The following is a 14,072-nucleotide window of genomic DNA, read 5'->3' on the forward strand; positions in this document are numbered from 1 at the left end:
CTATCAGACATTATCAGAGGCTTCCCCTTGTTTTTTGTCCTCTCCAAGACACTCGGCTTTCTGCTGTTGCCGACGAATCTTCTGATCGGCGTCGGCTTCGTCGGGGCCATTCTGATGTTCACGCGCTTTGCATCGCTGGGGCGCAAGCTGGTGATCGCAGCCGTTCTGCTGCTCGTGATCTGCGGTCTGTCGCCGCTCGGGAACCTGCTGCTCTATCCGTTGGAGCAGCGCTTTCCGCCATGGGACAACTCGCGCGGGGCGCCTGACGGCATCATCGTGCTCGGCGGCTCGATCCAACCCGACCTCTCCGTCGCGCACAGCACGCCGGTGGTGCTCGGCGCGCCCGATCGTCTGATCGCGGCTGCGGCGCTGGCGCACCGCTATCCTAACGCGCGCGTCGTATTTACCGGCGGCAGCGCGAAACTGATTTCGAACGACGCCAGAGAGGCCGATTTCGCCGGCGCCATTTTCGAGAGTCTCGGCATCGACAAGTCGCGGCTGGTCATGGAACGGGCTTCGCGCAATACGCAGGAGAACGCGGAATTCTCGAAGGTGCTGCTTGCGCCCAAGGAGGGCGAGCGCTGGCTGTTGGTGACGTCAGCTTCCCATATGCCGCGATCGGTCGGCTTGTTCAGGAAAGCGGGATTCGCGGTCGAACCCTATCCCGTCGATTGGCGGGTCGGCCGAGGCGGCGATGTGTGGAATTTCACCAATATCGCAATCGACGGACTAGGACGGACCGACGTCGCAGTACGCGAATGGATTGGGCTGCTCGCCTACCGCGCCACCGGCAAGATCGACGAGCTGCTGCCGGGGCCTGTGAAGTAGAAGCGGGGAGCTGGCCGGGCTACAATCGAACGACAGGTGTCCCTTCAGCGCAACGACTTGGGAGTTTACGCCATGCAACAGCAGATGCCGCCGGAAGCTTTCGATTTGGCCGGCATGGTGGCCGACCTGAACAGCCTGCTGAGGCTGAAGACGACTGTGATCGGCATCAAGATGTTTGCCAGCGTCGAAGAGATGACCGCGATCCCGAAGATCCGGCGTCCCGCGGCGGTCCATACCACCGACCAGATCGTCAGCATGGCCTCACGGCTCGGCTGGACCGTCGGCATCACCGGCGACGATCTCGTCGGCGCACAATGCCGCGCCGTGATTGGGCTGGCGCCGCAGGACGAAAAATGGCTCGCCGGGGAAAACTATGTCGGGGTCTGGCACGGCACGGCCGAGGACGCACGCAAGCGTCAGGAGGCGCTCGACGTCGTACCTTTCGGCCAGTATCAGGCGATGGCGGTGAGCCCGCTCACCAGCGGCCGGCTCAACCCTCCGGATATCTGCCTGGTCTACGCGACGCCCGGCCAGATGATCATTCTGATCAACGGCCTGCAATATACCGGTTACAAGAAGTTCGAGTGGGGCGTGGTCGGCGAGACCGCCTGCGCGGATTCCTGGGGCAGGGCGCTCAAGACCGGCGAGCCAAGCCTGTCGCTGCCGTGCTTTGCCGAGCGCCGCTACGGCGGCGTGCCGGACGAGGAGATGCTGATGGCGCTCAAGCCGGAGCATCTTGCCAAGGCCATTGTCGGGATGAAGCAATTGGCGAAGAACGGCCTGCGCTATCCGATCGCGCCCTATGGCATTCAGGCCGACGTTCGCGCCGGCATGGGCGTGTCGTACGCGAAGAAATAGGCTTGCGAAATGCGGCCGAAGCCGTCATTGCGAGCGCAGCGACAGGTCGCTGCGCTCGCAATGACGAGAAAAGGAATCGTACATGTCTTCGTCGAAATTCGACATCGTCGTCTACGGCGCCACCGGCTTCACCGGCCAGCTCATCGCCGAATATCTGGCCGAGCACTACAAGGGCGACGCCAATCTGAAGTGGGCGATGGCCGGCCGCAGCAGGGACAAGCTCGCCTCAGTTCGTGACGCGATCGGTGCGCCGGCGGATACGCCGCTGATCGTGGCTGATGCTTCCGATCCAGCCTCGTTGAAAGCGATGGTTGGACAAACCAAGTCTGTCATCTCGACCGTCGGCCCATATCAGCTTTACGGCAACGAACTGCTTGCGGCATGTGTGGCTGATGGTATCGACTACTTCGACCTCTGTGGCGAGCCGCTTTGGATGCGCCAGATGATCGAAACGCATGAGGCGCAGGCCAAAGCGACCGGCGCGCGCATCATGTTCTCGTGCGGCTACGATTCGGTGCCATTCGAACTCGGCGTCTTCTGCGTGCAGGAAGAAGCGAAGAAGGTTTTCGGAACGGCGGCGAGCCGCGTCAAGGGGCGTGTCCGAGTCATGAAAGGCACGTTGTCGGGCGGTACCGCCGCGAGCATGAAGGCGACTTTTGTCACGGCCGCCCGGGATCTCAGTTTGGTAGCGTTGTTGAGAAATCCATTCTCCTTGACGCCCGGCTTTGAAGGCCCGAAGCAACCGCCGGGCAACAAGCCGATGTTGGATGAAGAGCTGACTTCCTGGACCGCACCGTTTGTGATGGCGACCATCAACACCCGAAACGTGCATCGCTCCAACGCGCTGATGGGTTTTCCTTATGGCAAGGATTTCGTCTACGACGAGATGATGCTGACGGGCTCCGGTGAGAAGGGCGAGGAAGCCGCCAGGCGTATCGCCGCCTCGATCAATGCGGAGAAGATGGGGCCGTCCAACGTGCCGAAGCCGGGTGAGGGGCCTTCGAGGGAGGAGCGCGAGACCGGCATGTATGATCTGCTGTTCGTCGCCATCGCGCCTGACGGGAAGCAGGTCCGCGCGGTGGTCAAGGGCGACCGCGATCCCGGCTATGGGTCGACGTCAAAGATGATCTCGGAATGTGCAACCTGCCTGCTGCGCGACACGCCGGACGTTCCAGCCGGCATCTGGACGCCGGGCGCAGCGATGCAGCACAAGCTGATCAAGCGGCTTGTTGATCATGCCGGATTGACGTTCACGGTAGAGAAGTAGCTTCGCAGCGCAGGACGGCTTCGTCGGCACTATGGCCGCGGAATGGTGTCCGCCTTCCAGCGCTCGGCGGCAACGAACATGCCCCACATCGCTCCCAGCATGAGCCAGAAGTGCCGCCAATGGTCGGTATCGATGATGAAACTCTCGCCGACGGTGCCCAGGAACGCGGCGAAGATCGCCAGATAGGCCGGCTGCCAGGGCACGCGGACGAAGACATAGCGGAACCCTGTCAGCACGGTGACGCAGACCAGTACCGGATAGCAGACGCCGGAGAGCCAGCCGCCTGACATGAACGCGTTGAGGTAGGAATTGTGGGTATCCTCGGGAAAGAAGCGGTTGAACTGCAGCGGCCCGATGCCGAGTGGCAGACCAAGCGCCATCTCGGCTCCGAGAATATGCCGGCCGAAACGTCCGAAGCGGCCCCCGTCATAGCTCTGATCGAAACTGGCGCGCTGCTTGAACAGTTGCGCGATCGGATCGAGCGACAGCAGCACCGCAACCAGCGCCGCCGCCAGCACTACGGTAACGAGCGCGATCACGATGATGCGCGAGCGCTGCGACTGCGAGCGGCTGGTCAGCACCATCAACGCCAGCATGAATGCGGAAGTGATGATCAACTGGCCCCATGCGGCGCGTGAAAACGAAAGGAGGATTGCCAGTGATAGGACGCCGAACGTGATCGCACTGCGCAGCGACTTGCCGAATTTGTCGGAGACGACGCTTTGCAGCGCGAACAGCGCCGGCAGGATCAGGAACGCGCCGAGCACGTTCGGATCCTTGAAGGTGCCGCGGGCGCGGTCATACAGCGTCAGCAGGTCACGCCCGCCGGGAATGAGGTTGAAGTAACCGGCGATGCCGGCGAGCGCCGCAATCAGGGCGCCGACGATGAGGCCGCGCCGAAGCATGTCGAGCCGCGCCGCGGTATCCTCCGATATCACCATCGCGAACAGAATGACTGTTACCGCCATGTACCACGAGGTCGCGATCCAGTTCGGCACGCTGGGCCGGTCGAACACAGCGACCGAGCTGATGGTGTAGCCGACATTGATCAGGAACAGCAGCAGAAGCAGCGGCATGAACACCAGCCGCATCCGCAGGCCGGTTGCGAAAAAGATTACCGAGGCCGCAAGCGTGGCCAGTTCATAGGGGCTCGGCTCAATGAAGACGATCGCGACGGATGCTCCGACCAGCCACACCATCGCGCGCTGCAAGGCAAGCACGCCGGGCGCGGCCGTCATCGATGGTAGGGAGCCTCCGGCCGTCGCCGCATAGGTCATCGAATACTCACGCACTCACGCAACGCAACAAACAACTGAACCGTCATTGCGAGCGAGGCGAAGCAATCCATGGTGCCGCTTGGGATAGATGGATTGCTTCGTCGCTTCAGCGGGCAAAATTGCTTCGCAATTTTGTCGCGAGCTCCTCGCAATGACGACGGACGTTCAACTCAATAGGCGTTCTCGCTCTTGGTCATTAGTGCCCGCGGCGTCTTGAGCAGAATGTAAAGGTCGAACAGCACCGACCAGTTTTCGATGTAATAGAGATCGAACTCGACGCGCTTCTGTATCTTCTCGTCGGTGTCGACTTCGCCGCGCCAGCCGTTGATCTGCGCCCAGCCGGTGATGCCGGGCTTGACGCGGTGGCGCGCGAAATAACCATCGACGGCTTCATCGAACAGCCGGCTCTGCAACTTGCCTTGCACGGCGTGGGGACGGGGGCCGACCAGCGAGAGGTTGCTCTTGAACACGACGTTGAAGAGCTGCGGCAGTTCGTCGAGGCTGGTCTTGCGGATAAAGCGCCCGACGCGGGTGACGCGGGGATCGTTTTTGGTCACGACCTTGGAAGCGGTCGGATCGGCCTGATGGTGGTACATCGAACGGAACTTGAAAACGTCGATGCGCTCATTGTTGAATCCGAACCGCTTCTGGCGGAACAGCACCGGCCCGGGGCTGTCGAGCTTGACCGCGAGCGCGACCAGACCCATCACCGGCAACGCCAGCATCAGGATCACGAAGCCGACGACGTGGTCGAACAGCCACTTCATCACCAGATCCCAGTCGGTGATCGGCGCCTCGAACACGTCGAGGGTGGGCACCTCGCCGACATAGGAATAGGAGCGGGGACGGAAGCGCAGCTTGTTGGTATGGGCGGAGAGGCGGATATCCACCGGCAGCACCCACAGTTTCTTCAGCATATCGAGAATGCGCGTCTCGGCCGAGATCGGCAGCGCGAACAGCACGAGGTCGATGCGGGTACGGCGCGCCAATTCGACGATGTCGTCGACCTTGCCGAGCTTGGGACTGCCGGCGCAGGTATCCATCGCGCGATCGTCATTGCGGTCATCGAACACGCCGAGCACCTTGATGTCGGAATCATCCTGGGTCTTGAGCGCCTGGACGAGCTGTTCGCCGTTCTGGTCGGCGCCGACGATGATGGTGCGGCGATCCAGCCGGCCCTGACGGGCCCAGCCGCGTACCAGCGAGCGCAGGATCACGCGCCCGGTCACCAGCGCCGCAAGGCCGGTGAAGAAAAACGCAGTGAGCCAGAGCCGCGAGATTTCGCTGCCGAGCTTGGCGATGAAGGATGCGCCGATGAACAGCAGGAACACCAACGCCCACGATGACCCCATCTGGGTCATCTGACGGAGTTGGCCGCGGAATAGCTGCACCTGATAGATGTCTGCGGCCTGGAAGCTGATCACGGCCGTTGCAGCCACGCCAAGGATCGCCGCGAGAAACTCCCAGGAAAAACCACTGAGGGGGACGACATATCCGAAATAGATCGCGACGCCGATCGCGCTCAGCATCGCGAAATCGATGACGCGAACCACGCCCGCGATCACGATCGGCGAGTAGGCACGGCCGACTTTCTGGTTACTGATGGCAAGAGCAGCCGGAGTGAGCCTGCGGCGCCGTTCGACCTGCTGACAGTCAGCGCTGGCGGTCGCCGCGGCATCGAACATCGAGCGTGCGTTAATCGGTTCCACTGGTCCACGTCCGTTCTGGAGCACGCACGTAAGAAAAAATGTGCCTGCCGGTGCGGAATTCCCACACCCACGGCTTACGGGACAAATCGGAAGAAACGGTTACGTTGGTAAAGAACGGTTAACGATTGGCAAACGCGTCGCGGTAGCCGGCAAAAACGCCCTCGACCATCGCCTTCTGCGAAAAATGCTGGAAGGTTCGTTCGCGCAGTGATCTGGCCCGTTCCTTCAGCGCAGCCGGATCCTTGAGCGCGGTTTCGATCGCATTGGCCATGGCGGCGGCGTTGCTGGGGGCGAACAAGGCATCGCCATGCGGGCCGAAAATCTCGGGGATGCCGCCGACATTGGCGGCTATCATCGGAATGCCGGCGGCCGCCGCCTCGATCACGACATAGGGCATTGAGTCCCCGCGGGAGGGAACCACCAGCAGCGAGCCCTTGGAGAAGCCCAGACGCGCTTTGACGTGGCCGATGAACCGCACGGCGGCGCCGAGGCGGAGCTCCTGTACGTGGGCCTTCAAGCTTTCGCTCTCCTCGCCGTCGCCGGCGAGCGTGAGCGTCACCTGACGGCCGTCGGCGCGCAGCCGCGCCACAGCGTCGATCAGGAGGTCGGCGCCCTTGATGTGCCGGAACTCGCCGACATAGATCAGGTCTGTGGCGTCTTCGGCTTTCACGACCGGATCGAATTCACTGGCGGTGACGCCGTTGAACACGCATTGCACCAGTCCCTTCGGCGTGCCGATGGTGCGCTGATAGGTGTCGCGCGCAAACGCGCTTTCGAACAGGAACAGGTCGGTATTGTTCATCAGCGCGCGTTCGACACGGGCATAGATGTTGCCCTTCATCGTCGTCAGCGGATAGTGGAGCGAGCCGCCATGCGGCGTGTAGACCCGGATCCTGTCGCGGGAAGCGGTCCCCAAACGCATGAAGGTGCCGGCTTTGGCGCCGTGGCCGTGCAGCACGTCCGGCTTCAGTTGGCGGATCATGCGCTGGAATCGGGCCCACACCAGAAGATCGGTCGGAAGCGGCTCACGGCGAATGGCCGTGCGGTGAACGCCGAGCTTGAGCCGGGGGGCAATTTCCGCCAGCGCCTGCTCGGCGCGTTCACCACCGGTGAGGCTGTCCGCGATGATGCCAACGTGATGGCCGCGCTCAGCCTGGCCGTTGGCGAGATCGAGGATATGGCGGAAAATGCCGCCAACCGGCGCGCGCGTCGCGTGCAGGATACGAAGCGGCTGACCGTCAACGAGAGGCATGATCAGAACCAGCGCTCGCCGACGAGGACGGTGTCGCCGGGGCTGAGTGGGGTGCCTGATGGCACGATGAAACGCGCCGGTCCCGATGCATCGGTGTGGGTCAGCGTGACGCGGCCGCGCCACGCGCGTGGCGAAAAGCCGCCTGCAATGGCTACGGCACTCTCAACAGTCATGTTGGATACATACCATAGAATGGGGACTGCCTTCGGACGCGATGGCGATCGGCGCGGTCCGGCCCATGCAACCCGCAAGCGCCAGTGCAGCAGCCAGACATGGAACTGGGGCGAACGCGCCTCGCATCACGGGAATCCTTGAAAAGTATCCGCCGATTAAGGGCTTTGATGGTTAACAAAAAATGACCGGGCGCGTGCGGCACCCTGTTTGAGGGTGCAAGCAGGGCAAGTTAACCCAGCGGCAACCATAATGAGGCAACCATGATGAAGTGTACTCGGGCAGGGTTCGAGCGGACCAGCAGTTGCGTCCGCGGGGGTGTGCGATGCGTTTGGCGTTCTGGCGTGCGGGCAAGGACAAGCCGGCGATGCGACGGGCAATGGCAAGGCCCGCGCCTTCGGCGCAGAGGCCTGTCGCCGCGTCCGAATCCGGCGATCTCGATCTGCATGCGCTCGGTCATGCGCTGATGCGCAAGCGGAGCTGGATCATCGTTCCGACGGTGCTGGCGCTGATAGCGTCGCTGGCCGCGGTCAACATGATCACGCCCCGATACAAGTCGGAAGCGCGCATCCTGGTCGATGGGCGCGAGAACATATTCCTGCGGCCGACCGGCGAGCGCAACGATGAGCGCACCGCGCTCGACGCCGAGGCCGTTACCAGCCAGGTGCAACTGCTGCAATCGCGCGATCTGGCCCGCGAGATCATCAAAAAGAACAAGCTCGCCGAGCTCCCCGAATTCGATCCGGTGCTGCGAGGCTTCTCGCCGATCAAGTCGCTGTTGGCACTGATCGGCATCGGGCGCGATCCGTTTTCGCTGACGCCGGAAGAGCGTGTCTTGGAAGCCTATTACGAGCGCTTCACGGCCTACGCGGTCGACAAATCCCGCGTCATCGTCGTCGAATTCCAGTCGCGCGACCCAGAACTCGCCGCACGCGTCGCCAACTCGATCGCGGAAGGCTATCTGGTGCTGCAGCAGGACGCGCGGCAGGATCAGGCGAAGGCCGCGGGCCAATGGCTTTCCGGCAAGATCGACGATCTGCGCAAGAAGGTTTCGGAAGCCGAATCGCGGGTCGAGGATTTCCGTTCCAAGTCGAGTCTGTTCGTCGGCACCAACAACACCACGCTGTCCAATCAGCAGATGGGCGAGTTGAACACGCAGTTGAACAACGCCCGCGCCTTGAAGTCGGATGCGGAATCCAAGGCCCGGCTGATCAAGGAAATGCTTCAGAGCGGCAGGCCGATCGAGGCTTCCGAAATGCTCAATTCCGAATCGATCCGGCGCATGTCCGAGCAGCGGGTGACGCTGCGCGCGCAGTTGGCCGAGCAGTCGTCGACCCTGCTCGACGGCCATCCCCGCATCAAGGAACTGAAGGCGCAGCTCGGCGATCTCGATCGCCAGTTGCGCGAGGAGGCGAGCAAGATCTCGCGCTCGCTTGAGAATGACGCGCGCCTTGCCGCCAGCCGGGTCGACGGTCTGAGAGACAGCCTTGAACAGTTGAAGAAGCAGGCGACATCGAGCAACGGCCAGGACGTGCAGCTCCGCGCGCTCGAGCGGGAGGCCAAGGCGCAGCGCGAACTGCTCGAATCCTATCTCGCCAAATACCGCGAGGCGACGGCCCGTGAGAACATCGAGGCGGCACCGGCTGATGGCCGCATCATCTCGCGCGCCACTGTTTCCAATACCCCGGCATATCCGAAGAAGCTGCCGATCGTGCTGATCGCGACGCTGGCGACCTTGCTGCTCACTTCAGGCGCCATCGCGACCGGCGAACTCTTGCGCATGACCGCGCCGCAGGCCCGCGATGCGGTTTCGCCGAAAGTTGCGCCTGAGCATGCGCCCGCTATTGCCTCTGCGGCGCCTCTGGAGCCGGTGCGTGCGCCGGCGATCGTGCCCCAGCTTCCCGCGCCGTCAACTGTCGAGGCAGACGACATTGCTGCGCCGGTGTTGAGTGAGCCCTGGATAGATGCTCCCCGCATGGATCACCTGGCGGAAGCCGGTGAGATCGGGCAAGTCGCGGACGTCCTGGTGAGCGCAGGAGCTGCGGCGCGCAAGGTGACTGTGCTGGGGACGGCATCGAGCGAGACCATCACACTGACCGCGTTGACGCTGGCGCGGCTGATCGCGCAGCAGGCGAAAGTCGTGGTCGTCGATCTCGTGGGTTCTTCGTCGACGATCACGGCGGTATCGGTCGATCCGGCAGCGCCCGGGCTTGCCGATCTGATGCAGGGCGAGGCGTCATTTGCGCAAATCATCACCAAGGATCGGCACTCGCGCGTTCAGCTCGTCAGCGCCGGACGTCCCGGCTTCGACCGTGCGCAGCTCCAATCGCCGCGGCTGACGCTTGCAATCGACGCGTTGCTGCGGGTCTATGACCATGTGTTGCTGGACGCCGGTACGGCCTCCGACTTGCCGGCCGAACTATTGACGTCGCAGGGGCGGGCAGTCGTGGTGCCCGATGCGTCGATGGCGTCGGACGCGCGCAAGCTGATGTGCGACCAGCTCAAGGCGGTGGGTTTCTCCGAGGTGATAATGCTGAGCAAGCCGTGCCAGGCTCCAGACGCGGTGGAGCCGGGTGCAGGCGTCGTGGCGGCATGAGGGCATTAAATCCTCATGGTGAGGAGGCGCGAAGCGCCGTCTCGAACCATGTGGCCGCACTGGTGCCGTTCATCCTTCGAGACGCGCGCAATGCGCGCTCCTCAGGACGAGGGCTGACACCTAGCTGAACGCGTTGCGCAGCTTTTGCGCCATTTCGAGCAGCGCCGGATTGTGCTTCACCAGCCGCTTGGTGCGGTTGAGGCCCGACATGACGCCGGCGGTAAGCTTGCCGCGCTGGCCGAGCGGGATGAAGCTGTCGAAGATCGGCTCGTCGCTTTTGCAGAACAACCGCTTGTAATCATCCGATCCGATCCCGAGGTCGAGGGCGCGATAATCCTGTCCGGCATAATGATCGATGATGTCGCGCATCAGGATCAGGCCGGGGCTATATTTCGAGTTCGCAGACATCGTGTAGGTATTGAACATCATCGAGAACCGATGGCCGTCGGCGACGCCGGCGAAGATCGCGATCACTTCCTCGTCGCATTCCAGCGCATGGATATCGATGGCGTGCCTGCCGCCGGCGAGCGGCGCCGTGCAGGCGCTACGGATGAACTCCTCGATGCCGGGATCGGCGAAGACATTAGGCAGCTTCTGTTCGGCCATCCGTAGCGGCTTGACGCGGAAGAACCAGTCGAGCAGCCGCGTGATGTCGGCCTCTGAGGATGCAATGTGACTGCGGTAGCCGGGCAGCGACTGCAGCTTGCGTTCCTTGCCCTTGAGGCGGCGTCGGAACGAGTTGCTGATCAGCGCTGTGGGCGCTGCGCCGGGCTCCATCACCAAGAGCGGGCAATCATTGGCGGACGGCTGGTGCGGCAGCAAGGCAAGCGGATTGGGCAGGTCGCGCCAGCGAAGCGGCTGCTGATGCAGCGCAAGTACGTCGGCTTCGGATCGCTGCGATATCGCCGATATCAGGCCTTCGAGATCGGCCTGCGTTGCGCTCGCGGCGAAATCGCGGTCGAACAGTGCCATGTTGAAGGTGGAATGCTTGCCGCCCATGAAACTGGCGCAACGCGCGCCGTAGGCGTTCCTGAGCGCGAGCGGGAGCAGTACCAGCGGGCGGCGCTCCGCGTCGTAGGCGATCACGACAAAGGGAACGAGGCCTTCGCGCTCGCCGACCTGCCTCTGCCAGGAACTGAGGAAATCGAACCGCTGATATGGTGTGAAGAAGGTTTGCGCGCCTTCCAGGCTGCGCCACATGCCTTCCGCCGCGGCAAGATCGCGAATGATATCGATGCCAGCGATGCGGCTCATCTTCGACCACGTATTTGCATCCGCCGTGCGGTCTTCAATCGCGGCAGCCATGGTCATCGCGGAGCCCGTGCTATATGAAATTGTTTACAATTTTCGGCGTTGGCCGACCTTCGCAGGGAAATGTCAACAAAGGGTAATACAATCCGGCCGCGGCGGGGGCAGCGACCGTATGGTGGGGACGGTGGCGTTGGCGTCGGATATCGGAGTTTTGCGGCGGGCCCGGATGGAGCTCGCCTATTTCAGCGGCTACTTCAGGCTGAAGCAGCGGGAGACCGGCGGCGCAGGCGTGATTTTGCGGTTCGAGCGCGTGCGCCAGCGCGACTCCCGGCCGTTTCAGCCGAACTTGTGGCGTGAAATCACGCCGCAATTTCTCGACCGGACGATCCGTGCGCTCAAGCGCTGGAACTTCGATCTTGTCACGATGGACGAAGTGTGCCGGCGGGCGGTCACGCTGCCGAAAGCCAAGCGATTTGCCTGTGTGACCTTCGACGGCTGTTGCAAGGACGTCATCACGCAGGCCCATCCTGTGCTGTCGAAGCACGGTGTGCCCTTCACTATCTACCTGCCGACGGCGTTTCCGGACGGGATCGGCGAAGCCTGGTGGCTCGCGCTGGAGGAAATCATCGCACGCGAGGATCGCATCAGCCTGGTGATCGACCGTCAGGAGCGGCGTTTCGCAACCGGCAGTATGTCGGACAAGTATGATACCTTCGAATTTCTGACGAGCTGGATGCGGACACTGCCGCCGCCGGATCTTTCGTTCGCGATCCACGATCTCTGCAAGCGCTATTCCGTCGATCTCGCGGCGCTGTCGCGGGCAGCGTCGATGGATTGGGGCGATCTGACGAAGCTCGCCGCCGATCCGCTGGTGACGATCGGCAGCGCAACGGTGAACTATCCCGCGCTGGCCAACCTGAAAGAGGCTGACGCGCAACGTGAAATAACGATGGGCAAGCCGGTGGCGGAGGCCGCCTTGCGCTGCACCGTCAGGCATTTCGCCTATCCGTTCGGCGACCAGCAATCCTGGCGCCGGGAACATGTCGTGATGGCGCAGGAAGCAGGTTTCGCCAGCGCGGTATCGACAATCCCGGGCGTCGTCGAGGCCAAGGGATATACCAATCTGCATGCACTGCCGCGGATCGCCTGGGACGGACGGCAGCGTTCGCTGCGCATGATGCGCGTGATGTTGTCCGGAATCATGTTTCCGCCGGTCAGGCCGACCAGCGACAATTGGGTCTAGAGCTTCGGTTCTGATTGAATCAGAACCGAAGCGCTAGTTTCTTGTTTTGACGCGTTTTCTTCACGCGAACCGGTATCCACTTCGCTCGAAAACGCTATAGAGACCGCGTTCAGGTGGCGCGATCGGGCCGCGACATCCAGCTGACGATCGGCATTGCCGGCAGCACCCATCCAAGCCCCGCCACGACATAGAAGATCGCCTGCAGCACGCCGGAACTGGCCAGCCATGGCGTCTGGGCGATGGTCATTCCGAGTAGCGACCACACGACGACCAGCACCAGCAGGGCGATGGTTCCCAAGAATTTGCGGGTGCGTATCGTCATGGCGGATATGTCAGCCTCGTGGCGGGTTGCGCGCGGGAAGGGGCGGACTATAAGGGGCGCGCCAATTCAATCAAGCACGCCTTCCAGGCGAGCCAAGACGTGTTTCAAGACGGATTTTATGACCGGTAGTTCCGCACAGCAGGCCCCGCATGCCGGCGCCGTCAGATGGTGGCTGATCGTGGTCGCCGCGCTGATTGCGGTCATGGTGCTGGTCGGCGGCGCCACGCGGCTGACGGAATCCGGATTGTCGATCGTGGAGTGGAAGCCGGTCACAGGCACGTTGCCGCCGCTCAACGAGGCGCAATGGGTGCAGGCGTTCGAGGGCTACAAGGCCATCCCGCAATACCGCGAACTCAACGCCGGGATGAGCCTTTCGGAGTTCAAGACCATCTTCTGGTGGGAATGGAGCCACCGCCTGCTTGGGCGCGTGATCGGCGCGGTCTATCTGCTGCCGTTCCTGTATTTCCTGTGGCGCGGCGCGTTGAGCACTGAGCTGAAACGGCGGCTGTGGCTGATCTTCGCGCTCGGCGCGCTGCAGGGCGCGGTCGGCTGGTGGATGGTCGCGTCGGGCCTGTCGCAACGGACCGAGGTCTCCCAGTATCGTCTGGCGACGCATTTGGTGCTGGCGCTGATCATTCTTGCCTCGATCGTCTGGACGCTGCGGCGGATGAGCGCGCGTTCTCAGCCCGTTGTCCCGATGCGGCTGAAGCTCTCCGCGGTGGCTCTGCTCGCCCTGACTTTTGTCCAGCTTTATTTCGGCGCGCTGGTCGCGGGCCTGCGGGCGGGCAGGGTGTATAACACCTGGCCCGAAATCGACGGCGCCTTCATTCCGTCTGCGGCGCGGCTGTGGTTCGAGGAGCCGTGGTGGCGCAACCTGTTTGACAATACGCTCACCGTGCAGTTCGAACATCGGATGACCGCCTACGCGCTGTTGGTGCTGGCAGTCCTGCATGCGGTCGATGCGGTCCGGTCGCGGGCCGGTACGGCCGTGATCGGCGGCGCGTGGTGGCTGGTGGCGGCGATCGTCCTGCAGGCGGTGCTCGGCATTCTCACTTTGCTGCATCAGGTGCCGATCGACCTCGCGCTGGCGCATCAGGCGGTGGCTATCGTCGTCTTGAGCCTTGCGGTTCTGCAGACCGAGCGCCTGGTTGCGCGGCGCACTGAGATCGACCGGCAGAAGCTGGTGATGCCGCTCGGCCAGCACGGCTGAAATTGAGCAATTCTAATCTGACGCGATTGCTGGAAATCCCCAGTTTGCAGGGGTTTCTTCGCCTTGACGTGTTTGTGTGGCATCGGAG

The 14,072-nt window shown here is 62.8% G+C and carries 11 protein-coding genes and 1 pseudogene; 6 read left to right on the forward strand and 6 right to left on the reverse strand.

Features of this window, described 5'->3' with window-relative positions; translation table 11 throughout:
• Nucleotides 1–27: 27 nt before the first annotated feature.
• The 3 genes from CP49_RS06210 to CP49_RS06220 all read left to right on the forward strand — a co-directional run bounded on the left by CP49_RS06210 (nt 28) and on the right by CP49_RS06220 (nt 2,953).
• The gene (locus tag CP49_RS06210; RefSeq protein ID WP_156438096.1) at nt 28–828 is read left to right on the forward strand and encodes a YdcF family protein; all 801 of its coding nucleotides are present in this window, start codon (nt 28–30) and stop codon (nt 826–828) included.
• 72 nt (nt 829–900) lie between these two features.
• A complete protein-coding gene (locus tag CP49_RS06215; RefSeq protein ID WP_057849419.1) occupies nt 901–1,686 on the forward strand; it encodes a DUF169 domain-containing protein in 786 nt (261 codons plus the stop codon).
• 82 nt (nt 1,687–1,768) lie between these two features.
• Complete coding sequence (locus CP49_RS06220) at nt 1,769–2,953, forward strand: saccharopine dehydrogenase family protein (protein ID WP_057849420.1); 1,185 nt, start codon at nt 1,769–1,771, stop codon at nt 2,951–2,953.
• Nucleotides 2,954–2,982: 29 nt separating this feature from the next.
• On the opposite strand, the gene CP49_RS06225 is transcribed toward CP49_RS06220, so the two are convergent.
• From CP49_RS06225 to CP49_RS42305, 4 genes and pseudogenes are all read right to left on the reverse strand, one after another.
• Nucleotides 2,983–4,230 (reverse strand): O-antigen ligase family protein, encoded by a 1,248-nt coding sequence (locus tag CP49_RS06225; RefSeq protein ID WP_057849492.1) that lies wholly within the window; start codon nt 4,228–4,230, stop codon nt 2,983–2,985.
• A gap of 170 nt (nt 4,231–4,400) precedes the next feature.
• Nucleotides 4,401–5,915: an undecaprenyl-phosphate glucose phosphotransferase gene (locus tag CP49_RS06230; protein WP_057849421.1), complete on the reverse strand. Its 1,515-nt coding sequence runs from the start codon at nt 5,913–5,915 to the stop codon at nt 4,401–4,403.
• A 142-nt stretch (nt 5,916–6,057) separates the two neighbouring features.
• Nucleotides 6,058–7,191 (reverse strand): glycosyltransferase family 4 protein, encoded by a 1,134-nt coding sequence (locus CP49_RS06235; RefSeq protein ID WP_057849422.1) that lies wholly within the window; start codon nt 7,189–7,191, stop codon nt 6,058–6,060.
• A 2-nt stretch (nt 7,192–7,193) separates the two neighbouring features.
• Nucleotides 7,194–7,376: pseudogene (locus CP49_RS42305) on the reverse strand (polysaccharide biosynthesis/export family protein); the annotation flags it as partial.
• A gap of 311 nt (nt 7,377–7,687) precedes the next feature.
• On the opposite strand from CP49_RS42305, the gene CP49_RS06240 reads away from it, so the two are divergent.
• The gene (locus tag CP49_RS06240; protein WP_057849423.1) at nt 7,688–9,958 is read left to right on the forward strand and encodes a GumC family protein; all 2,271 of its coding nucleotides are present in this window, start codon (nt 7,688–7,690) and stop codon (nt 9,956–9,958) included.
• Between the two features lie 120 nt (nt 9,959–10,078).
• Here CP49_RS06240 and CP49_RS06245 read toward each other — a convergent pair whose 3' ends face one another.
• Nucleotides 10,079–11,269, reverse strand: a complete 1,191-nt coding sequence (locus tag CP49_RS06245; RefSeq protein WP_057849424.1) for a GNAT family N-acetyltransferase — start codon at nt 11,267–11,269, stop codon at nt 10,079–10,081.
• Between the two features lie 130 nt (nt 11,270–11,399).
• Between CP49_RS06245 and CP49_RS06250 the strand changes: the two genes are divergently transcribed.
• A complete protein-coding gene (locus CP49_RS06250; protein ID WP_197423027.1) occupies nt 11,400–12,452 on the forward strand; it encodes a polysaccharide deacetylase family protein in 1,053 nt (350 codons plus the stop codon).
• 109 nt (nt 12,453–12,561) lie between these two features.
• Here CP49_RS06250 and CP49_RS06255 read toward each other — a convergent pair whose 3' ends face one another.
• A complete protein-coding gene (locus CP49_RS06255; RefSeq protein ID WP_057849425.1) occupies nt 12,562–12,774 on the reverse strand; it encodes a DUF2842 domain-containing protein in 213 nt (70 codons plus the stop codon).
• 118 nt (nt 12,775–12,892) lie between these two features.
• Here CP49_RS06255 and CP49_RS06260 point away from each other — a divergent pair, with 118 nt between their 5' ends.
• A complete protein-coding gene (locus CP49_RS06260) occupies nt 12,893–13,984 on the forward strand; it encodes a COX15/CtaA family protein (RefSeq protein ID WP_057849426.1) in 1,092 nt (363 codons plus the stop codon).
• Nucleotides 13,985–14,072 lie beyond the last annotated feature (88 nt).

The sequence above is a fragment of the Bradyrhizobium valentinum genome, assembly GCF_001440405.1.
Taxonomy (GTDB): Bacteria; Pseudomonadota; Alphaproteobacteria; order Rhizobiales; family Xanthobacteraceae; genus Bradyrhizobium; species Bradyrhizobium valentinum.

Excerpts from the sequence above, each read along its gene's own strand:
- CP49_RS06215 (WP_057849419.1), top strand. The coding sequence starts at position 901 with ATGCAACAGCAGATGCCGCCGGAAGCTTTCGATTTGGCCGGCATGGTG.
- CP49_RS06220 (WP_057849420.1), top strand. The coding sequence starts at position 1,769 with ATGTCTTCGTCGAAATTCGACATCGTCGTCTACGGCGCCACCGGCTTC.
- CP49_RS06225 (WP_057849492.1), bottom strand. The coding sequence starts at position 4,230 with ATGACCTATGCGGCGACGGCCGGAGGCTCCCTACCATCGATGACGGCC.
- CP49_RS06230 (WP_057849421.1), bottom strand. The coding sequence starts at position 5,915 with ATGTTCGATGCCGCGGCGACCGCCAGCGCTGACTGTCAGCAGGTCGAA.
- CP49_RS06235 (WP_057849422.1), bottom strand. The coding sequence starts at position 7,191 with ATGCCTCTCGTTGACGGTCAGCCGCTTCGTATCCTGCACGCGACGCGC.
- CP49_RS06240 (WP_057849423.1), top strand. The coding sequence starts at position 7,688 with ATGCGTTTGGCGTTCTGGCGTGCGGGCAAGGACAAGCCGGCGATGCGA.
- CP49_RS06245 (WP_057849424.1), bottom strand. The coding sequence starts at position 11,269 with ATGACCATGGCTGCCGCGATTGAAGACCGCACGGCGGATGCAAATACG.
- CP49_RS06255 (WP_057849425.1), bottom strand. The coding sequence starts at position 12,774 with ATGACGATACGCACCCGCAAATTCTTGGGAACCATCGCCCTGCTGGTG.
- CP49_RS06260 (WP_057849426.1), top strand. The coding sequence starts at position 12,893 with ATGACCGGTAGTTCCGCACAGCAGGCCCCGCATGCCGGCGCCGTCAGA.